This is a genomic window from Mycoplana rhizolycopersici, assembly GCF_013378445.1.
GTDB classification, from domain to species: Bacteria; Pseudomonadota; Alphaproteobacteria; order Rhizobiales; family Rhizobiaceae; genus Mycoplana; species Mycoplana rhizolycopersici.
In genome coordinates this window covers 23,784-42,745 of record NZ_JABXYK010000002.1, presented here as the reverse complement: position 1 = coordinate 42,745, position 18,962 = coordinate 23,784, and the positions used below count along the sequence as shown (strand labels likewise).

At 65.4% G+C, this 18,962-nt stretch carries 20 protein-coding genes; 6 read left to right on the top strand and 14 right to left on the bottom strand.

The features are described from left to right. Positions 1–117: 117 nt before the first annotated feature. The gene (locus HV823_RS02725) at positions 118–840 is read right to left on the bottom strand and encodes a hypothetical protein (RefSeq protein ID WP_176948227.1); all 723 of its coding nucleotides are present in this window, start codon (positions 838–840) and stop codon (positions 118–120) included. Positions 841–1,036: 196 nt separating this feature from the next. Then, complete coding sequence (locus HV823_RS02720) at positions 1,037–1,555, bottom strand: YcgN family cysteine cluster protein (RefSeq protein ID WP_246300840.1); 519 nt, start codon at positions 1,553–1,555, stop codon at positions 1,037–1,039. Between the two features lie 254 nt (positions 1,556–1,809). Here HV823_RS02720 and HV823_RS02715 point away from each other — a divergent pair, with 254 nt between their 5' ends. The 3 genes from HV823_RS02715 to HV823_RS02705 all read left to right on the top strand — a co-directional run bounded on the left by HV823_RS02715 (position 1,810) and on the right by HV823_RS02705 (position 5,516). Continuing rightward, the gene (locus HV823_RS02715; protein WP_425487630.1) at positions 1,810–3,969 is read left to right on the top strand and encodes a transglycosylase domain-containing protein; all 2,160 of its coding nucleotides are present in this window, start codon (positions 1,810–1,812) and stop codon (positions 3,967–3,969) included. Between the two features lie 406 nt (positions 3,970–4,375). After that, positions 4,376–4,963: a DUF1214 domain-containing protein gene (locus HV823_RS02710; protein ID WP_176948226.1), complete on the top strand. Its 588-nt coding sequence runs from the start codon at positions 4,376–4,378 to the stop codon at positions 4,961–4,963. After that, positions 4,956–5,516 (top strand): DUF1254 domain-containing protein, encoded by a 561-nt coding sequence (locus HV823_RS02705; RefSeq protein WP_176948225.1) that lies wholly within the window; start codon positions 4,956–4,958, stop codon positions 5,514–5,516. Before HV823_RS02710 ends, HV823_RS02705 begins: the two co-directional genes overlap by 8 nt. Before the next feature lie 204 nt (positions 5,517–5,720). Here HV823_RS02705 and HV823_RS02700 read toward each other — a convergent pair whose 3' ends face one another. After that, the gene (locus HV823_RS02700) at positions 5,721–5,909 is read right to left on the bottom strand and encodes a hypothetical protein (RefSeq protein ID WP_176948224.1); all 189 of its coding nucleotides are present in this window, start codon (positions 5,907–5,909) and stop codon (positions 5,721–5,723) included. A 513-nt stretch (positions 5,910–6,422) separates the two neighbouring features. Between HV823_RS02700 and HV823_RS02695 the strand changes: the two genes are divergently transcribed. Next, positions 6,423–7,412 (top strand): hypothetical protein, encoded by a 990-nt coding sequence (locus tag HV823_RS02695; protein WP_176948223.1) that lies wholly within the window; start codon positions 6,423–6,425, stop codon positions 7,410–7,412. Positions 7,413–7,701: 289 nt separating this feature from the next. On the opposite strand, the gene HV823_RS02690 is transcribed toward HV823_RS02695, so the two are convergent. The 4 genes from HV823_RS02690 to HV823_RS02675 form a co-directional block, all read right to left on the bottom strand. Further along, a complete protein-coding gene (locus HV823_RS02690) occupies positions 7,702–8,085 on the bottom strand; it encodes a DUF1491 family protein (RefSeq protein WP_176948222.1) in 384 nt (127 codons plus the stop codon). Between the two features lie 307 nt (positions 8,086–8,392). Further along, positions 8,393–9,277, bottom strand: coding sequence for a calcium-binding protein (locus HV823_RS02685; protein ID WP_176948221.1), 885 nt, complete (start codon positions 9,275–9,277; stop codon positions 8,393–8,395). A gap of 218 nt (positions 9,278–9,495) precedes the next feature. After that, positions 9,496–10,440, bottom strand: coding sequence for a peptidoglycan-binding domain-containing protein (locus HV823_RS02680; RefSeq protein WP_176948650.1), 945 nt, complete (start codon positions 10,438–10,440; stop codon positions 9,496–9,498). Beyond that, a complete protein-coding gene (locus HV823_RS02675) occupies positions 10,412–12,001 on the bottom strand; it encodes a sensor histidine kinase (protein ID WP_425487629.1) in 1,590 nt (529 codons plus the stop codon). The genes HV823_RS02680 and HV823_RS02675 overlap by 29 nt, the downstream gene beginning before the upstream one ends. A gap of 506 nt (positions 12,002–12,507) precedes the next feature. Here HV823_RS02675 and HV823_RS02670 point away from each other — a divergent pair. Then, positions 12,508–12,948 (top strand): DUF5330 domain-containing protein, encoded by a 441-nt coding sequence (locus tag HV823_RS02670; protein WP_176948219.1) that lies wholly within the window; start codon positions 12,508–12,510, stop codon positions 12,946–12,948. Positions 12,949–13,286: 338 nt separating this feature from the next. Continuing rightward, positions 13,287–13,706, top strand: a complete 420-nt coding sequence (locus HV823_RS02665; RefSeq protein ID WP_176948218.1) for a SufE family protein — start codon at positions 13,287–13,289, stop codon at positions 13,704–13,706. Positions 13,707–13,744: 38 nt separating this feature from the next. Here HV823_RS02665 and HV823_RS02660 read toward each other — a convergent pair whose 3' ends face one another. From HV823_RS02660 to HV823_RS02630, 7 genes are all read right to left on the bottom strand, one after another. Beyond that, positions 13,745–14,575, bottom strand: coding sequence for a DUF6456 domain-containing protein (locus HV823_RS02660; protein ID WP_176948217.1), 831 nt, complete (start codon positions 14,573–14,575; stop codon positions 13,745–13,747). Then, positions 14,568–15,077 (bottom strand): helix-turn-helix domain-containing protein, encoded by a 510-nt coding sequence (locus HV823_RS02655; RefSeq protein ID WP_343051716.1) that lies wholly within the window; start codon positions 15,075–15,077, stop codon positions 14,568–14,570. Before HV823_RS02655 ends, HV823_RS02660 begins: the two co-directional genes overlap by 8 nt. A gap of 270 nt (positions 15,078–15,347) precedes the next feature. Continuing rightward, complete coding sequence (locus HV823_RS02650; RefSeq protein WP_097135883.1) at positions 15,348–15,785, bottom strand: Ros/MucR family transcriptional regulator; 438 nt, start codon at positions 15,783–15,785, stop codon at positions 15,348–15,350. A gap of 430 nt (positions 15,786–16,215) precedes the next feature. Next, entirely contained in the window at positions 16,216–16,554 is a 339-nt protein-coding gene (mnhG, locus tag HV823_RS02645; RefSeq protein WP_176948216.1) for a monovalent cation/H(+) antiporter subunit G, read from the bottom strand. A gap of 1 nt (position 16,555) precedes the next feature. Further along, positions 16,556–16,933, bottom strand: a complete 378-nt coding sequence (locus tag HV823_RS02640) for a cation:proton antiporter (RefSeq protein ID WP_176948215.1) — start codon at positions 16,931–16,933, stop codon at positions 16,556–16,558. After that, on the bottom strand, positions 16,933–17,406 hold the full coding sequence (locus tag HV823_RS02635; protein ID WP_176948214.1) for a Na+/H+ antiporter subunit E: 474 nt from the start codon (positions 17,404–17,406) through the stop codon (positions 16,933–16,935). Before HV823_RS02635 ends, HV823_RS02640 begins: the two co-directional genes overlap by 1 nt. Then, positions 17,406–18,959: a Na+/H+ antiporter subunit D gene (locus HV823_RS02630; protein ID WP_176948213.1), complete on the bottom strand. Its 1,554-nt coding sequence runs from the start codon at positions 18,957–18,959 to the stop codon at positions 17,406–17,408. Before HV823_RS02630 ends, HV823_RS02635 begins: the two co-directional genes overlap by 1 nt. Positions 18,960–18,962 lie beyond the last annotated feature (3 nt).

Below are 18,962 nucleotides of genomic sequence, written 5' to 3'. Positions count from 1 at the left end.
GCCGGCACAAACCGCAACGGCCGCGGGCAAAACCCGCGGCCGGCGACACCGTCAGCCAAGATTAACGTGTGAAAAGGCCGAGCTCGGCGCGCGTTCAGGCGCGAATTCCGGCCCCGATCAGCGCATGCCGCGATCCTTGCCGCGGTGGGGCATGAGCATGCGCTCGATCGTCTCCTTCTGTCCGGGTTCGAGCACCGCTTCCAGCGCCTGCTTGGCCTGCTTCAGCGTCTCGGCCTTCTCGGCCCGGTTCTCGACGCGCGCGATCATGCGGTCGAGCATGTCGAAGCCGGAGGGCCGCATGCGATCGGGACGGGCCTCGCCGGCCGGAGCGGGTGGCGGCGGTGGCGGGGTGCCGGCATCGGCACCCGGCGGTGGCGGCGGAGCCGAAGGCTGGACGTCTCCGGTCATGCCGCCCGGGCGCGACGGCGTTGCGAAATCGACCAGCGCTGCGGTGAAGGTCCGCCAGGCGTCGAGCTGCGCGGACTTGATGCCGGCCGCCGTCTCCGCCGCCGCAAGCCGCATCGCCAGCCGTTCGCCCGACCATTGACGATGATGCCAGCGGCGCTGCCCGCGATCACGGTCGCGATCGCCGCCGCGATCACCCATCATCATGTGCTGGCCGTGATAGCCGCGCCCAGCCCTGTCTCTATCCGGCCTGTCTCTATCCGGCCTGTCGCGATCAGGACCGCGTTCGCCCGACGCGGCAACGCCCGGCATCGACGGCGCGTCGCCCTGCTGCGCAAGCGACGGCAGCGCCGTGGCGGCGGCGAGCGGCAGGGCCAGCGCTATGACGAGTGCGGTGCGGAGCCTTCTCGAAGGGGTGGAAGTGACGTCGGTCATCATTCTGTTTCTCCTTGGGAAATCGTCCCTACAGGAGGAAGATAGAAAGCAGTGATGACCGCTCTAGGGCGCAAACATGTCAAATCGCAATCTGACGATGAATTTTGCGTGAAGCGTATGATTGTGCGCGTGCCGGGCATACAAGGCGGCATCACGCCGGACAGAATCCCGCCGAAAACAGATCATGCGACACGCTTCAGGCGCGCCCGCCGTCCTCGCCGACTTCGAGGGGCCAGGTGACGAGGTAGTCCTCGAAGTCCTCCACGTCGATGCCCTCTTCGCTGACCGTGCGGCCGCGCGCGGAAATGCCGGCCTGGTGGACCGTTTCGGGATCGCCGGAGACCAGCGGATGCCACCAGTAGAGGTCCTCGCCGTCGCGGATCAGACGGTAGGCGCAGGTCGGCGGCAGCCAGCTGATCTCGGAAACGGACTTGACCGTCAGCCGGATGCAGTCCGGCACGGTCGCCTGGCGATTTTCGTAGTCCTTGCAGCGACAGCTATGATCGTCGAGCAGCTGGCAGCGGATCGAGGTCCAGACGATCTCGCCTGTGTCCCAGTCCTCCAGCTTGTTGAGACAACAGAGGCCGCAGCCGTCGCACAGGCTTTCCCATTCGCCATCCGACATCTCGGCAAGCGCCTTGGTCCGCCAGAACGGCAGTTCGTCGCTGGCAATGTCCGCCACGACATCCTGTTTCATCTCGGTCTTCGCGTTCATTCCTGTCCAGTGGACCCGGGCGGCCCAAAGGTCAAGCAAAAGCGCCGCCGGACGCGTTTCAGCGGCTTCATCGGGAGGGCTACGCCCGCCGGACTGTGGCCGTCCTGCACGCTTGCCCGCCTAACGTGGCAGCCACGGCAACGGAACGGAAACCATGCTGTTTTATCCATGGCGATTGACTGATATCGTCAAGGACAGATCGCGCGAGGGGCCTTTCGCGCGCATGAGGATGGACAGCCGTGCAGGACGACCACTTGGAAGACCACTTGGACGCCCCCGAGCCGCCGCAACAGCAGCGTCGCCGCAAACGCCACATTCTGCTGCGCATCGACAGCTTTATCGATTCGACCATGTGGAACGCCGGCTTCCGGCTGGCGGAGATCTGGGAGGAGATCACGATCTTCTTCCGGCGCTTCACAGTCAAAGGCTGGAAGCGCGCTGTCTTCGAGATCGCCGGCGAGGGAATGAACCTCGGCGCGGCCGGCTTCGTGCTGCTTCTGGCGCTGGCGCTGCCGGCCTTCGAGGAGACCAAGGGCAACTGGCGCAACCAGAGCGACTTCGCCGTCACCTTCCTCGACCGCTACGGCAACGAGATCGGCCACCGCGGCATCATTCACGAAGATTCGGTGCCGATCGACGAGTTGCCCGACCATCTGATCAAGGCGGTGCTGGCGACCGAGGACCGGCGCTTCTTCGACCATTTCGGCATCGACTTCCTGGGGCTTGCGCGTGCCATGACGGAGAACGCGCGCGCCGGCGGCGTCGTGCAGGGCGGCTCGACGCTGACGCAGCAGCTCGCCAAGAACCTGTTCCTCAACAACGAGCGCACGATCGAGCGCAAGATCAAGGAAGCCTTCCTGTCGCTGTGGCTGGAGGCGAACCTGTCGAAGAAGGAGATCCTCAGGCTCTATCTCGACCGCGCCTACATGGGCGGCGGCACCTTCGGGGTGGCGGCAGCCTCGCAGTTCTACTTCGGCAAGGACATCACCGATGTCGATCTGGCCGAATCCGCCATGCTGGCCGGCCTGTTCAAGGCGCCGGCCCGCTATGCGCCGCACGTCAACCTGCCGGCCGCCCGCGCCCGCGCCAACGAGGTCCTGACCAACCTCGTACAGGGCGGGCTGATGTCGGAGGGACAGGTGATCGCGGCCCGGCGCAATCCGGCGAGCGTCATCGACCGGCAGGAGCGCACAGCGCCCGATTTCTTCCTCGACTGGGCCTTCGACGAGGTGCAGCGCATCGCCCGCCCCTTCGCCCAGCACTCGCTGATCGTGCGCACGACGATCGACATGGGGCTGCAGGCGGCGGCGGAGGAATCCGTCGAGACGAGCCTGCGCCAGTACGGCGAAAGCTTCCACGTCAAGCAGGGCGCGCTTGTGATGATCGAAAACGGCGGTGCGGTGCGTGCCATGGTGGGCGGGCGCGACTATGGCGAGAGCCAGTTCAACCGCGCCACCAAGGCGCTGCGCCAGCCGGGCTCGTCGTTCAAGGTCTATGCCTATGCGGCGGCGATGGAGAAGGGCAAGACGCCGGAAGACACCATCGTCGACGCGCCGATCACCTGGCGCGGCTGGTCGCCGCAGAACTACGGCCGCAGCTATTCCGGGCGGGTCACGTACATGACCGCGATCGCCAAGTCGATCAACACGATCCCGGTACGTCTGGCCAAGGACCTGCTCGGCACGGAGCTGATCGCCCAGACGGCCAAGGACATGGGCGTGGAAACGCCGATCCGCACCGACAAGACCATGCCGCTCGGCACCTCGGAAGTGACCGTGATGGACCAGGCGACAGCCTATGGGGTATTTCCCGCCGGCGGGCTGCAGTCGCATCGGCACGGCGTCACCCAGATCCTGAACTATGACGGCGACATTCTCTACGATTTCGGACGCGACGAGCCGCAGGCGCGCCGGGTGCTGTCGGAGACCGCCAACGCCAACATGAACAGGATGCTGGTCAACATCCCCGTCAACGGCACCGCGCGCAAGGCGGCGCTTGACGGCGGCATCGTCACCGGCGGCAAGACGGGCACGACGCAGGCCTATCGCGACGCCTGGTTCGTCGGCTTCACCGGCAACTACACGACCGCCGTCTGGTTCGGCAACGACGACTACACCTCGACCAACAACATGACCGGCGGCTCGCTGCCGGCGATGACCTTCAAGCGGCTGATGGACTACGCCCACCAGGGCCTCGAGCTGCGCCCCATCCCCGGCATCGAGACCCCCCTGCCCGGACCGGCAGCGGCCAAGACCGCCGCCGCCCCTCCCTCCGAGCAGCCCGGCGACGCACTGCCGGCGCTGGTGCGCCCGCGCTCGCTTTCGGTCGGCGTGACGCGGCTTTTGCGCCAGATCGCCAAGGAGCTGGAAAACGCCAAGCCGCTCTCGGCCGACGGGCGCGTCGCAGCCCTTTGAGGGCGAGGCCGGTATGCGCCGACGAACCCGCCCCTCCCCGTCACACCATGCGGCACAACAAGCTGCACCGGCTGGTGCGATGGGCCTGCTTGCGATGCGGCAAGCCCCGCCGTCCGGGTAGCACAAGGAACGTAACGCCACAGTCGTCCCACCTTCTCCCCGCCTGCGGGGAGAAGGTGCCCGGCAGGGCGGATGAGGGGCGGCGTCGAAGTTGCCGCTCGGAACGCGAATGAGGGGCCCCTGTCCGTTGCGCCGTTGCAAGGGCTGCGAGCGGCTATGCCGTGCACGCGCGTTTGCCATCGATTTCATGAGCGGAATCATGCATTGTTCCGCGCAGATGCCATCACCGGGAACGCATTTCGCGGCGGCGGCGATCTTCCGTCGCGCATCCAACCGGTAGGCCGCATTGTTCCGTATCCCCCTCCTCGTCGCCCTTGCGCTTGCCATTACCTTCGGTCTGGGAACCTTCTCCGCCGTCTGGGCGCTGAAGGCGACGATCGGCTTCGGCTCGATCGCGCTCGGGCCCTGGAACGCTTTTCCGACCGCACAGACGAGCCGCGCCGACCCCTATGCCAAGGCGCACCGCGCACGCGACGGCGCGCTGCTGTTCGGCAGCGCGGAGGGACTGGTCTTCCGCGCCGTGAACGACAGCGGCGGCCAGCCGCTTTCGGGCGGCTGCTCCTACGACATCGTCGGACTGACACCGCAGGCGCGCTTCTGGACGCTGCACGCGACCACGACCGACGGCCGGCCGGTGCCGGTCGCCCGCAACATCAACGGCGGGTTGAATTCGTGGACGGTGCTGCGGCAACCCGACAACAGCATCGCGGTGCACGTCGCAGCCGACGCGCAGCCCGGCAACTGGCTGGCGGTGCCGCCCGGCCAGCCGTTCCGGCTGGTGCTGACGCTGCTCGACACGCCGACCGCGGGCAGTTCGGGCGTAATCGACCTGTCGATGCCGGCGATCAATCGCACGGGATGCGCCAATGCGTAGCATCCTGTTTGCCACCCTCGTCGGGCTGCTGGGGGCTGCGGCCCTTCACATCCTGATCATCCTTTCGGTACCCTATTTCACCGGCAACGACGCCTATACGCGCATCGCCGATCTCGGCGAGCCGCTGCGCTTCTATCCCCTGCAGAACGAACCGGTAGCCGGCGGCGGCCTGATCAACGATGATCCCGAAATGCGGCTTGCGGTGTGTGCGCTGTCGGTGGCCGAAAACCCGGTGCGCCTCTATGCGCCGGCGGGCGTACCGTTCTGGTCGGTGGGCCTGTTCGACAGCGCCGCCAACGAGGTCTTCAGCATGAACGACCGCACCGCGGTCGCGGGCGCGCTCGACGTGGTGGTGGCGACGCCGGTCCAGCTGAACGCCATCCGCAAGGCGCTGCCGCAGGCCCTGTCCCAGTCGATACTCGTGGAAATGCCCGACGAGGACGGCTATGCGGTGCTGCGCACCTTCGTGCCGACCGCGACCATGGACGAGGCCGCGCGCGCCTTTCTCGCCAATGCCGCATGCGAGGCGATCGACCAGAGCACTCTCGAATGAGCGCGGACCGGACTCCGGCTTTCTGCCAGATCAAACGAAAAGGTCTGCCGGGCTGCATGCCGGCGATGGCTGCTGAACGCAGCCGGGAAACAGGTCGCCAATCGCGACCTCCGTGAACCGCGCCCCCGCGGCGGCATTTTCAGCGCCGTTCCTCGCCCGCGGAACGCAGGCGTGGTCGGGCGGCGCATCGGCCGGCGGCCTCGCCTATTGGCGGGCGTCCTTGCCGGTTTCGGCGTTCCGGCGGCCGGCGCGGGTTTTGGCCACCATCGCCGGGGTAAGCTTCTCATAGCGCACGCCCGTGAAGAGCAGAACCGCCGCAGGCACCTCGTGCCAGAGCCTCTCGCGTCGCGGCATGCGCGACAATCGTTCCTGCAATCGAACTACGTCTGCCATTCTCGCCTCCTAACAAGAATCTAGACGGATGAAGTAACGCACAAATTTCATCCTGCCCGTCTATCGGGCCAGTGCCACCGAATCCGTCCCGATTGCAGCAATGAAAAACGCGGAACACAATTGCCGCAATCGTACCCTGAATGATCGAGGGCTGATGAAGGTTTCCCGATGCGGGAAAGAATCTCGCCCCTACCAGTCAAAGCGTATCCGGTGCATCGCACCTTGCCTTGTACAGCTATCGCGGAAAACTGTCGCAACACAGTCCCGTGAAACCGTCTGGATGGTAGCATGGCTTGCATGCGCGCAGCTGCCCATCCCTATGCCTGAAGCGTAATGCCATTACGGTTAACATCTTGCTAATTCTTTTCGTCTAATTGTTGTCCATCAATCGGTTCAAGCGGCTGCGGTTCTCTCAAGGGCCGCCCACCCGCGGCAGTCCTGCCGTATCCGGACGTCCAGGCGGGCCGGCCCGGCGGGCACCGGGAACGGCTGCATTTGCGTAAAGAGTGGTGCGTGGTGGGGGACAGGTTTCGCGAACTCGAAAAGCCGCAGGCGGGCCGGCCAAAGGACATCGTCCTCATGGCCACCGTATCCGGTTTCGAAAGTCTCGCCCGCCCTTCCCGTTCCAATCTGAAACAGTTCCACGAACTCTTCGTCCCACTCTATCTCGCCTCCAGCGACGAGGCGCGCCGACAGGCGGTTGCAGCGCTGTCGCAATGTGCCGTCCTGCCTGAACCGACCTCGCTCTTCATCGCGCGCGAGCCGATCGCGATCGCGGCGATCTTTCTGACGCGGTCGCAGGCGCTGAGCCAGCGCGTGCTTCTGGAGATCCTGCGCGAGGCTTCGCCCGACCATGCGCGCGCGATCGAGCGGCGCGACGACCTCTCGCCGCAACTGATCGAGGCCCTCGTCGGGCTGCACCAGACCCACCGCAGCCGCGGCACGCACAACGCATCGAGCGAGGCGGTGGCGGCAGCGGCTGCCGAAGCAGACCGGCAGGTGCGCGAGGAAGAGCTGCGCGATGAGATCAAGGCACTGGCGCGCGCGCAGATGCCGCAGGACGCCGGTATTGTGCCGCTTGCGCCCGTCGAGGATGCGCATATGGCACTGATCGTCCGCTTCGCCCGCGCCGGCGAGACCGGCATGCTGGGCGTCGTGCTGGCCGACGCGCTCGACGCCAGCCAGTGGCTCAGCGAACGCATCCTGCTCGACGTGTCCGGCCAGCAACTGGCGACCGCCTTCGTGGCGCTCGACGCACCCCGTGCCGACAGTTCCTACGTGCTTTTGCGCCTCTATCCGCATCTCGCGCAGGCGAGCGGCAGCGTCCGCCGTGCCGACCTCGTGCTGTCCGGCCTCGATCGCTCAGCCTGCATCGAGCGGGTGGAGAGCTGGCGACGGGCGGACGCCTATACGCATTCCCTGCAGCCTCAAACGGCGGCAAACTCCGACACCGGCGACGAGCACAGGGACAATGGCGCGGGAAACCGCGCGCTGCGCGCCTGACGGCCGGCGCCGGAGCAAGCCACCCCTAACGGCGCGGCGGCGTGCGGAATGAGGGAGAACCTTCGGTCGGAGGCTGCTGGATCTGATGGCCGATCAGAAGATGCGGCGTTCCGTCCTGCCTTCGCGCAGGTCGGCCGCGACGGCGGCATACATGGTGGCGACGAACATCGCGGCGATAAGAACGGCGAGCGCGGGCAGAACGACGAACATGGTGGCAGCTCCGGCGAGCGGGACTAAGGACATGCCCGCTACTGAGCACCCTTGTCGCACGGTTCTGCCTACCAGCCGGTTACCGGCGGAACACAGAATCGTTGGGGTCGATTTTCTTTTCGTCCGTCTCGGCCAAATCGATCAGATCTCCGATGTCATCGGCCTCCAGCGCGACGATCCAGAGGTCGGGGTCGAACCGCACCTCGCGCTCCAGCGCCGCCGTGACGTCCTCGCGGGCGCTGCTGTGCACGCGGCGCTCGAACAGCCGGCGGGAGCTGTCGTCGTCTTCAAAGAAGCTTTGCGGTGCGGGTGCGTAGAGCGTCTCGGTGCCGTCGCGAAACGACTGGCGGATGAAAATCGCGCCGCCGTCGGAAGCACCCTTGCGCTCGATTGCAGCGAAGTCGCCGCGCGCAAAGACGTTGCGGACCAGGGCTGATGCGAAGATCTCTGATTTCAGGCGCATCCCGCCTGCATACCGGTCATCGACCGCCGAGGCAACGGCTGGCGCGGCGCACGGCTTTCCCGAACGGTGACGGGCACGGCAAATCCCCCTCTGGCCTGCCGGCCATCTCCCCACGAGCGGGGATTGGGCAAACCGTAACCGCCCTGCCCGAGCGGAGCTCCAGCGGAGAGGACCAAGCAAAATTTTCGGCAGGAAGGGCGGGTTAAGCCCTCCCCCTTGTGGGGAGGGTTGGGAGGGGCTTCCCCCTGCGATGGCTTTCGCCGCCCGTGTTTTCCGAGGCAACGATTGCCGCCGCCGGGCGCTGCCGTCAAAGGATGAAATCGGATGCCTTCAGGTTGATCGACGCGTCGATGACGATGGCGAATTCGGCCGTCTTGTCGGCATCGACATTACCGTAGACGAAGGTGTCGCCGCCCTTCTTCTCGTAGCGGATCTGTCCTGCGGCCGTGAACGCCTTGGTGCCGATGAAGGTAAAATCCTGGTCGCCGGCCTTCTTCGTGTCGGCATCCATGACGTCGAGCTGGATCTTGTCACGCTGGGAGCGGCTGAAATCGACGATGACATCGCGGCTCGACGAGGCGAGCGGGCTTTCCTCGGGAACGACGAACAGGAAGAGGTCCGCGCCGGTGCCGCCGCCCAGCACATCGCGGCCAAGTCCGCCATTGAGGACGTCGTTGCCGCTGCCGCCATGGAGCTTGTCCTTGCCGTTGCCGGCAATCAGCCAGTCGTCGCCGGCCTCGCCGTTCAGCGTATCGTTGCCGTTATAGGCAAAGATGCGGTCGTCGCCCTTTCCGGCCTTGAAGACGTCATTGCCGTCATAGCCGTAGAGCTGGTCGGAAATGGAGGAGCCGATCAGGGTGTCATTTCCCTTCAGGGCCACCATGCGCATGCCTTCCCAGCCATAGGCGTTGATGGTCTTCTGCAGCGTAGCCGCGGAAACGGAAAGTCCGGTGAACTCGTTCAGCTTCGCGCCGTCGCGGCTGTAGAAGACGATGGAATTGATCGTGCCGCTTGTCGGCTCGCCATCGGCGTCCACCTTCAGACCCTTGCCGGTCACGCTGAACTTCACCCCGTTGGGCGCCACCATCGTCACCTTGGTCGAGCTGTGGCTGTACGCCCGCATCTCACCGAACCATTTTTCGTCGAACGTCCCGTAGTCGCCGAGGGACGCAAACCAGGTAACTTTGGCCATCAAATTTCTTCCCGTATCGAATTGAACCCAAACCTTAAGAACGGGCGGGGGCTAGAAATATTCGACCGCAGGAAGCAAGAAAGGCCGCCAGTGCGCGCCCTGTGAAGGTGCCAGCCGATACGGAGCGGCAGGGGCGGGACTGAGACCGGACCGAAACCATCCGCTCTCGATGCATTCAGGCATCACCGGAAGAGACCGTTACGCAAGTGCCTGAATCCTCAGAGCGCGCCGATTTCCTTGAGCTTGCTCAGCACCATCTCGTTCGGCTCGCCGGTGGCGGGCAGGCGATAGTGTCTCTCGAAGGCGCGGATCGCCTCGCGCGTCTTTTCGCCGGCGACGCCGTCGACGGCGATGTCGGCATAGGCGATGTTGCTGAGCCCCTTCTGGATCTTCATCACCAGAGCGCTTGACTGGGGCGCACTTGACTGGGGCGCGCTTGACGGGGCCGATCTTGACTGGGCCGACGGGCCCGGCGCGGCGGGCCCGGGTGCCGGGCTTGGCGGCAACTCGGCCTCGGCCGCGCGGATCGCCGCGGCGACCGGGTCGATCGCCGTGCCCGTATCCTTTTCCGCCGCCGTCTCGGCCGGGCGCTCCGTCGGCAGCACCGCAACCTCGCGCGGCGCGGCTACGCCGCCGAGCTCGACCAGCAGGTCCTCGCTCGGCTCGCCGGTCACCGAAAGGCCGCGCGCCTGCTGGAAGCGGCGGATCGCATCGGCCGTTTCCTTCTGCATGACACCGTCGGGGTCGGCTGCATAGAGGCCCTGGCTGGCAAGTGCGGTCTGGATGTCCAGCACGAGGCCGGAGACCTGCGCGGCCGCACGCGCCGGCGCCTCGTCTCCCGCCTCCCCTTCGCGCTCGATGACGAAGGTGGTGACGTCGGAGGGCGGCTCGCGGAGCGCGGAAAAGCCGAGCGTGTTCTGCGAGGAGCGGGTCTTCATGATCGGCGAGGGATGACCGCCCGGCTGGTACCAGAGCGCATTTGCCGCGACGAAGGAGAAGACGACCGCAAAGGCGGCGCCGCCGCCGATCACGGACGGATGGCGCGCGGCGAACGATCCGAGCGCGACCATGGAGCGCTGGAGGAGACCCGGTGATGGAGCCTGCCGCTTGCGGGCGCCGGCATTGCGCCCGCGGTCAGGCTGTTTTCGCGCGCGTGCCGTCATGGCCCCTGCCTTCATAGCCTGTGTCCTTGTCAGCTTCGGAGGGAGCACCCTCCGTCATCTGCATGCGTATCGCATCGTTCCGCTCGCGGGGAAACAGTCGCGGCGGGAATTCCCCGGCATTGATCACAGCGCCGGTCTCGCCAGTGCCAGGCGCGGGCGCGCCATCGGCCGGGATGGTGATGGTGATGCGGGTGCCCTCGCCCGGATCGCTGTGGATGGCGAAGGTTCCGCCATGCAGCGCGACGAGCCCCTTGACGAGCGACAGGCCGAGACCGGTTCCCTCGTACTTGCGCGTATATTCGTTTTCGACCTGGACGAAGGGCTGGCCGATCATGTCCAGCTTTTCGGCGGGAATGCCGATGCCGGTATCGCTGACGCTGAGGACGAGATTACGGCCCGCGCGCGAGGCGTCGATGGTGACGATGCCGCCCTTGTCGGTGAACTTGATGGCGTTGCCGACGAGATTGATCAGCACTTGCTGCAGCGCGCGCTGGTCGGCCACGGCCTCGCCGATGTCGTGCGGCACGCGGCTCGTCAAGCGCACGCCCTTCTGGCGGGCCTGCAGCGCCAGCATCTGTTCGCAGGTGTTCACGCTATCGGCAACGGCGAAGGGTTCCAGCAGAAGCTCGTAGCGACCCGCCTCGATCTTGCTGACATCAAGCATGGTGTTGACGACAGACAGCAGGTGTCCGCCGGACTGATGGATCAGGGCGACGTATTCGCGCTGGCGGTCGTTCTCCAGCCGGCCGAAGTACTCCCCGGCCAGGATATCGGAAAAGCCGAGGATCGCGTTCAGCGGCGTGCGCAGTTCGTGGCTGACGGCGGCCAGGAAGCGGGTCTTGGCGTCGTTGGCCGATTCGGCCTCGGCGGCCTTGCGCGCGCTGTCGCTGCGCAGTCGGGCTTCCTCGGAGATGTCGCGCGACTGGGCGACGATCGAGGCCAGAAGGCCGGCGGTGTCGCGAACGGCGGTCATCTCCGTGCGCACATGCAGGAACTGCCCGCTCGCCTCGCCGGCACGCCCCTGTTCGAGGCGGATGTCGATGCTCGCATGGGCTTCGCCCTGGCGCAGCCGGTCGATCGCCTGGAGGAAACCCAGCCGGTCGGACACATGGATCTGGTCGATGAAGCCGCGCCCGAACGGATCGCGCATGGGCTTCAGCAGGGCCTCGCGATCGCGCCCGTGGACGGCGGTGACATGGCCCCGCGGATCGTGGACGGTGACGAGGCCGGCGAAGAGATCGTAGCTGGCGGCCGGATCGGGGGCTGCGCTGATGGCGATCTGAACCCTTTGACCAGAACGGCGGCGCGAGACGACGGAAGCCGCAGCCGTGGCCAGCAGGCCGCCCGAAGCAGCAAGGGCAGCACCTGCCGGCAGCGCTGCGGAAACCGGCATGACGGCGCAGAGCGCAAGCGGCAGCACGGGTACGGCGACGAGCGAGGACAACAGAATCGCGCGCAGGCCGGCAGGCGTGCCGACATCCGTGCCGGCCGCACAAAACTCACCCGTAACAGCGGCCGCAATGGCTGCCATTCTGTCAGCGATGTCACTCAGAAGACGCACGCAATACCCTGCCGTCTGTTGTTCTTTTATCTGGTCGCAGAATCGCACCGGCGACTTAGAAAAGGATAAACATCGGCGGTCGGAAAGCCCCCGAAAGGGCCGAAAAAGCCTGTTTCAAAGCGATACGGGCGGCATTTGAACTTCGTGGTTAACGGCGGGTAAGCGTCTCAAAATGCGGCATTTTTTCGTTCGCGTTAACCTGTGTGCCGGGCCATTCGACGGTGAAGGCCCGGTTCTTCGGAGCTTCGTCTCCCAACTCTCGCCACGAAGCTTAACGACAGTCGCTAAAATTTGCGAGAAATGCCCGATAATGGCGCTTCCTTCAAGTTTTATGCAAATTTGAGGAAAACCCGAGTGATTCCGGCAAAGGGCCATTTTCCTGTCCTGCGTATTCTCGCATCAACAAACGGCCGCGGCCGAAAGAGTCGCACCGGACGGCAAGGACGCCAAAGCCACTCCATAGACAAGAGAGTGGCAGGCGCCGCAGACTGAGGATGGGCACGACGATGTGGTTTCTGATCAAGGGAGCGTTCTGGTTCTCGCTTGTTCTGGTGCTTCTGCCGCTGTTCGACAGCGAATCGACGCAGAAGCTGGAACACGGGCCGACCATGGAACTCGGCAATACCGTGAGCGCGGCGAGTGAAGCTATCAGCTATCTTTCCGATCTCTGCCTGGAGAAGCCCGACGTCTGCCAGAAGGGCGCCGAAGCCTTCGTGGCGCTGGGGCACCGGGCCCGCGAGGGCGCGCATGTGGCCTACAAGCTGCTGGACTCCCAGTTCGCCGACCCGGCCGAACAGGCCGGCGACACCGCAGCCGCCCTCGACCAGCCGATGCCCGCGCTTGCAGTGCCGGCGGACGAACAGGCGCACAAGGCCACAGCCGAGCCGGATGGCGTCGTCACCGGCACGATCGCCGTTCCCTCGCGCCGTCCCGATCCCGCATCCTGATATTTTCCATTACTGCCTGAACTGTCGCTGTTTACAGCCGCCGCGAGGATGCCCATGCCTCGCGGCGTTTTTTTTGCCGCAGGTCATCCAGCAAGGAAAAGACCGCAGCGCGATGCCAAGGCATCGTGCGAGGATTTTGACGCCGCCGGGGACCGGATAGAGGCCACCCGCAGGGCCGGTCGCTTTTGATTTCCGGCCGTCGTTGAAAATCCTCTCCAGACCGGTTGGTCCGGATGCGGTTTTCGCCTCGCCGGAAACCAAAATCGATCCGGCGCAATAGGTTTCTATCATCTATCATTGGTATTATATGTTCCGGCAGAAGACCAACGGGACACGACATGACAGACCTCGCCCAGATCATCGACGACTTCGCCTTTCTCGACGAGTGGGAGGACCGCTATCGCTATGTCATCGAGCTCGGCAAGGCGTTGCCGGAGCTGAGCGAAGACAAGCGCACGTCGGAGAACAAGGTGCAGGGCTGCGCCAGCCAGGTCTGGCTCGTGACCCATTCGGACGGCGGCGGCGACCCGGTCCTGACCTTCGAGGGCGATTCGGACGCGCATATCGTGCGTGGCCTGGTGGCCATCGTTATGGCTGTCTATTCCGGCAAGCACGCCTCCGAGATCGCCCGGACCGATGCGCTGGAAGTCTTCAACAAGATCGGCCTCGTCGAGCATCTCTCCTCTCAGCGCGCCAACGGGCTGCGATCCATGGTGCGGCGCATTCGCGAGGAGGCAACGGTGCGGGTCGCCGCCTGAGACGGCAGCGGCCTTCCATCACCTCGCGTTCCCCCGTCTCAATCCGGCCGGCAGAAACGGGCGGCCATGTCGGGCCGGAAACCCTCCGCGCCCCAGGCGTGGCTGCGCCGCTGCGCGGATGGCGCCGGCTCGTAGTGGCGCGACAGCGCCATCAGGGCCGCGCGCAGCATCAGCTTGGCGGAACGCACCGGCCACTGGCGCTCGCGTTCCACCGTCTCCAGTCCCTTCATGAAGCAGCAGATGTCGAGAGCGACGCCGGCAAGCTCCGGCCCCATGGCCTCGATGGCAGCCTGCAGGCGCTGCCGCGCCGCCACCGCCGTATCGGAGATCTCGCGCGCCTGCCCCGGCTCACCGCCATTGCGGCCGGCAAGACGCGGCTCCCAACTCATCGTCAGCCGCGGTTGCAAGCCGCACCGAAGGAAATCGCGCGCGAGGCGCTCGCCGGCGGCAACGGCATCCTCGCTGAGATACGGCGTCCCGGCCTTGTCCTTCAGGCGCACCAGCGCTGATAGCGGCGACTCCAACTGATTGACCCGCACCGCCTGCCGGCCGGCGGCGGTCTCGACCGTGCGCGCGGCGATGTCGCGGTGCTGGTCCTGATAACCTTCCGCGCCGGCCAGAAGGCGACGCAGATAGGTCTTCGTGCCGGCGGCGGCCGAAAGCGCATCACCGTTTCGGAGCGCCAGCCCGAGCCGAACCGCTTCACGCACGACGTCCGCAGGAACCATCGCCGTCCGGCCGTTTTCGGCCTCAAGACGGACGGGATCCCCGGCGTCGATCCTCGCCTTTCCGGCTGCCACAAGAAAACGCAGCAACGATGCGAGCGGCTTGCCGGCGCCGGCGGCCAAGGTGGATTTTTTCTCACTCATGCTCGATCGCCCCGGCACTTGCGAAGATCGAAAGCGCGATGCGCTCGACGGTGGCGACGAAATCGTCGAAGGCGCAGTCGTCGCGCCGGTCCTCGACCGCGTTGCAGGCGTGGCTGACCGTGGTGCGATCGCGGCCGAAGGCGGCTGCGATCTCCACGAAGGAGATCTGCAGCGCCACATGGCAGACATACATGGCGATCTGGCGGACATGGGCGGCCGCCCGGCGGCCGTTGCGCCGGCGCATCTGCCGGTCGCTGGCCAGCGCCAGAAGCTCGGCGACCAACTGGCGGACAATACGGCAGACCGAGCGCACGGCCGGCTCGGTACGATCGAACGCACCGCCGCCGGACTGCATTACCGACAGAAGCCGGCTGCGGCGCGCGCCGAAGCGTGCCGTACCGCGGGACCGGCGGGATCGCTTGACGGGGTGGCGGACTCCGCCTTCGGTCGCCTCGGGCGCTGTACCGGGGGTTCGATGGGGGGCCGGGCCAGGGTCGTGCATGATTGCTCACTCCGTTGATAGGAATTTATTCATACACCCTACGCAAGAGGCGGGGATGAATGAAGCGCAGCGGCACAACCATTCATTGAAATCATAAGGAAAATGTAAATAAACGTCCCCGATCTAGGCTTTTTTTCCTTTGCCGGGGTGCAAAAAACCGGGCGCGAAGGCCCGGTTCGGTTTTTCGGCTTCCTCGTGCAGGCGGCTGTGCCGCGCATCGAGGAGGCTTTATGGCTATCCCCGGCCTCGCTCGGAGCGCCGGAACGCGCGTCAGCGGCGGGCCTTGCGGCGCTGACCGAGGCCCATCTCCTTGGCCAGACGCGAACGCGCCTCGGCATAGGCGGGCGCAACCATCGGATAATCGGCCGGAAGGTCCCACTTCTCGCGGTACTCCTCCGGGGTCATGCCGTAGTGGGTCATCAGGTGGCGCTTGAGCGACTTGAACTTCTGGCCGTCTTCGAGGCAGATGATGAAGTCGTTCTGCACCGACTTGCGGATCGGTACCGGGGGCTTCGGCTTTTCCGCCGGGACGGGTACCTCGGCAACAACAACCGGTTGCGACGTGTTGTTCAGCGCGGTGTGTACGTCGGCGATCAAAGTCGAAAGTTCGGAAACGGGGACGACGTGGTTGCTGACATAGGCGGCAACGATGTCGGCAGTCAATTCTACCAGCAAATTCGAGCCGTTGCCGTCGGAAATCTCAGTCATTTTCTTCTCCTGTCGGTTGAACCGCCCGTCGCAAGGCATGCGAAGACGGAACAAACTGCGATCTTACGCAAAGCTAACCTTGTCAGGGCTGGGTGAACCTGTCCGCGTCCTTGAAAGGACCTCCCCCGGGAGGCAGATTTCACAGATAGCTAATATTACTTCCGTTTCCGAAGCGCCCCTCATCGATCCAAATCTTTGTCACGACGGCGCCCGAAAAAGAGCACTTTAGAAAGGTCGCAACTTAGACTGGAGCTGGTCGCGCAAGTAAAATCAACACAGCAGCTTTACTTGGAGTGGAATAACATCGTTTTCCGCAAAGTCCAATATTATTTTGGCGCGGATCAAGTGATTCTTGTACATCCCCCATTCGGGTGAGGCGGCAAGAAAAATATGTCCGACCAAAGATGCCGCAACGGAATGTAGTTGCAGCTCAGTTCTTGGCCTTGTCACGCATGTCGTCGCAGACTGCGCCGCGCGACAACCGGTATCCGGCCTGGTGTGCCGCCTTGGCCACCAGATGCGCCGCCACAGGCGCGGTCAGGATGAAGAAGACCACGCCGGCAAAGGCGCGCGCGAAGGTGGCGAACTCCCCCGAATGGAGACCGGCGGCGACAAGCATGAGGCTGGAGCCGACCGTGCCCGCCTTGGAGGCGGCGTGCATACGCGTATAGACATCGGGAAGACGCACGATACCGATGGCAGCCAGCAAGGCAAAGAGACCGCCGACCACCAGCAGCACGGCAACGACAAGAGCGAGCAGGATATCCATCTCAGCGCCCCTTTCGCTTGGCGGGCGAACGTTTCCGCCGCTGTTCAGGCAACCGCGCGCCGCGGGCCGCCGGGGAAGCCAGCGGGTCGCGGTCGTCCTCCGGCATGCCCTGGCTGAGGACGAAGCGGGCGAGCGCCACCGTCGCCAGGAAGCCGACCAGTCCGAGCGATATGGCGATATCGACGTAGAGGTTGAAGCCGGTCTTGATCGCGACGACGGCGAGGAAGCCGATCGCGATCGCCACCAGCATGTCGAGCGCGACGATCCGGTCCGGCAGCGTCGGCCCCTTGATCACCCGCCATGCGGTGAGAAAGAAGGCGACGCACATCATGAAGAGCGCGAAGGAGGATGCGGCAAGGACGATCGTATGGGCGGTCATCAGCGGAGCGCCTCCAGGATCTTGCGCTCGAAGCCGTCGGCGATATCGCGCCTGGTGGCCACGGGATCGGAACAGTCGAGCGCGTGCACATAGAGGAACCGGCGGTCGTCGGAGACGTCGACGGACAGCGTTCCCGGCGTCAGCGTGATCAGGTTCGCCAGCAGCGTGATCTCGATGTCGCGATCGACCGTGAGCGGAAAGGCGAAGATGCCGGGCCGAAGCGCCATGCGCGGGCTTGCGACGAGGACGGCGACCCGCCAGGCCGACAGCGCCAGTTCCTTGACGAAAAGGGCGGCGAGCGCCAGAAGCCGCAAGGGGCGGAAGGCCGTGCGGTTGCCTGCGAAATCGCGACGGATAAGCCAGAGCGCCAGAAGACCGAGCAGAAAGCCGAGGATCACGTTGAGCGGCGACAGGCTGCCGGTAACGGCGGCCCAGATCATGGCGAACACCACTGCGGGAATGACCAGCTTCATCATCGCGCTCCATGCGGGAAGACGGAATCGATATAGGCGGAGGGATCGGCCAGCAGGCTCGCCGCCGCCTGGATCTGCGACAGCAGCGGATCGGGGAACAGGCCGACCAGCACGGTAACGAGCACGAGTGCGGACAGCGGCAGGATGGCCGCAGGCCCCGGCCCTGCCCCCTCGCCTGCCGGCGTAGTTGATGGCCGCCAGTAGGCAAGCGCCCAGACGCGACCGACCGCGATCATCGTCAGGAAACCGGTCAGGAGGACCGAGCCCGCCAGCCACCACGCGCCGATATCGATCGCAGCCTTTGCTACCATCACCTTCGGCCAGAAGCCGGAGAACGGCGGCATGCCCGCGACCGACAGGAACAGGACGAGGGACAGGGCGGAGAAATAGGCCGTGCGGCCATAAAGCCCTCCTGCCCCGTTTAGGTCGAAGGTGCCGGACAGCCGGCCCGCCACACCGCTTGCCATGTAGAGCGCCGTCATCACCACCATGGAATGGAGCGCATAGAAGATCGCGCCGGCGACGCCGGGACCGCCCACGGCAATGCCGGCCAGCATCACGCCGATGCCGGAAACCACGAGATAGCCGAGCAGACGGCGGATGTCGCTCTGGCCGATGGCGCCGAGCGCGCCGAGAAGCATGGTTGCAGCCGCCGCCACGGCGATGACGAAGCTCAATTCCTCGCGTTCGACGGGAAACAGCATGACCATGACGCGCAGGAGGGAATAGATGCCGACCTTGGTCAGCAGCCCGGCGAACAGCGCGGAGACGACGATGCGCGGCGTATGATAGGAGGCCGGCAGCCAGAAATTGACCGGGAAGGCCGCCGCCTTCATGCCGAAGGCAAGGACGAACAGGGTGGCCAGCGTCATCAGCGGCAGGTCCGCCCGGCGCTCGGCCGCCTTGATGGCGATGTCGGCCATGTTGAGTGTGCCGAACAGGCCGTAGAGATAGCCGACCGCGATCAGAAACAGCGTCGTCGCCACGAGGTTGAGGAAGGCATACTTGACCGCGCCGTCGATCTGCTTTGGCTCGGAGCCGAGCACGAGCAGCCCGAAGGACGAGATCAGCAGCACCTCGAACCAGACATAGAGGTTGAAGATGTCGCCGGTCAGGAACGCGCCGGACACGCCCGCCATCAAAAGCAGCAGGAACGGATAGAAGCCGTAGCGGCGGCCGGAGCCGTCGATGTTCTGCACGGCGAAGACGCCGCCGGCCAGCGCCACCAGCGCGGAGAACAACGCAAACAGCGCGCCGGTGAGATCGGCGGTGAAGGCGATGCCGAAGGGCGGCAACCAGCGGCCCATCACCATGGTCAGCGGGCCGCCCTCGATAACGCGCCACAGAAGCAGGCCGTCCAGCACGACGAGAACGGCAAGCGCCAGGATGGCGAGCAGCGGCTGGATGTGCAGGTTCTTGCGCAGCATCAGCAGCACGGCGCCGCTCACCAGGCACCAGGCGACCGGCAGGATCACCAGCCAGTCGGCAAGCGGGGCCGGCGCCAGCACGAGCGCGGCAGACAGATCGATCGAGGAACCTGCGGGTGCGGCCATGGG

Excerpts from the sequence above, each read along its gene's own strand:
- HV823_RS02725 (WP_176948227.1), bottom strand. The coding sequence starts at position 840 with ATGACCGACGTCACTTCCACCCCTTCGAGAAGGCTCCGCACCGCACTC.
- HV823_RS02720 (WP_246300840.1), bottom strand. The coding sequence starts at position 1,555 with ATGAACGCGAAGACCGAGATGAAACAGGATGTCGTGGCGGACATTGCC.
- HV823_RS02705 (WP_176948225.1), top strand. The coding sequence starts at position 4,956 with ATGCGTAGCATCCTGTTTGCCACCCTCGTCGGGCTGCTGGGGGCTGCG.
- HV823_RS02700 (WP_176948224.1), bottom strand. The coding sequence starts at position 5,909 with ATGGCAGACGTAGTTCGATTGCAGGAACGATTGTCGCGCATGCCGCGA.
- HV823_RS02690 (WP_176948222.1), bottom strand. The coding sequence starts at position 8,085 with ATGCGCCTGAAATCAGAGATCTTCGCATCAGCCCTGGTCCGCAACGTC.
- HV823_RS02685 (WP_176948221.1), bottom strand. The coding sequence starts at position 9,277 with ATGGCCAAAGTTACCTGGTTTGCGTCCCTCGGCGACTACGGGACGTTC.
- HV823_RS02680 (WP_176948650.1), bottom strand. The coding sequence starts at position 10,440 with ATGACGGCACGCGCGCGAAAACAGCCTGACCGCGGGCGCAATGCCGGC.
- HV823_RS02670 (WP_176948219.1), top strand. The coding sequence starts at position 12,508 with ATGTGGTTTCTGATCAAGGGAGCGTTCTGGTTCTCGCTTGTTCTGGTG.
- HV823_RS02665 (WP_176948218.1), top strand. The coding sequence starts at position 13,287 with ATGACAGACCTCGCCCAGATCATCGACGACTTCGCCTTTCTCGACGAG.
- HV823_RS02660 (WP_176948217.1), bottom strand. The coding sequence starts at position 14,575 with ATGAGTGAGAAAAAATCCACCTTGGCCGCCGGCGCCGGCAAGCCGCTC.
- HV823_RS02655 (WP_343051716.1), bottom strand. The coding sequence starts at position 15,077 with ATGCACGACCCTGGCCCGGCCCCCCATCGAACCCCCGGTACAGCGCCC.
- HV823_RS02650 (WP_097135883.1), bottom strand. The coding sequence starts at position 15,785 with ATGACTGAGATTTCCGACGGCAACGGCTCGAATTTGCTGGTAGAATTG.
- mnhG (WP_176948216.1), bottom strand. The coding sequence starts at position 16,554 with ATGGATATCCTGCTCGCTCTTGTCGTTGCCGTGCTGCTGGTGGTCGGC.
- HV823_RS02640 (WP_176948215.1), bottom strand. The coding sequence starts at position 16,933 with ATGACCGCCCATACGATCGTCCTTGCCGCATCCTCCTTCGCGCTCTTC.
- HV823_RS02635 (WP_176948214.1), bottom strand. The coding sequence starts at position 17,406 with ATGAAGCTGGTCATTCCCGCAGTGGTGTTCGCCATGATCTGGGCCGCC.
- HV823_RS02630 (WP_176948213.1), bottom strand. The coding sequence starts at position 18,959 with ATGGCCGCACCCGCAGGTTCCTCGATCGATCTGTCTGCCGCGCTCGTG.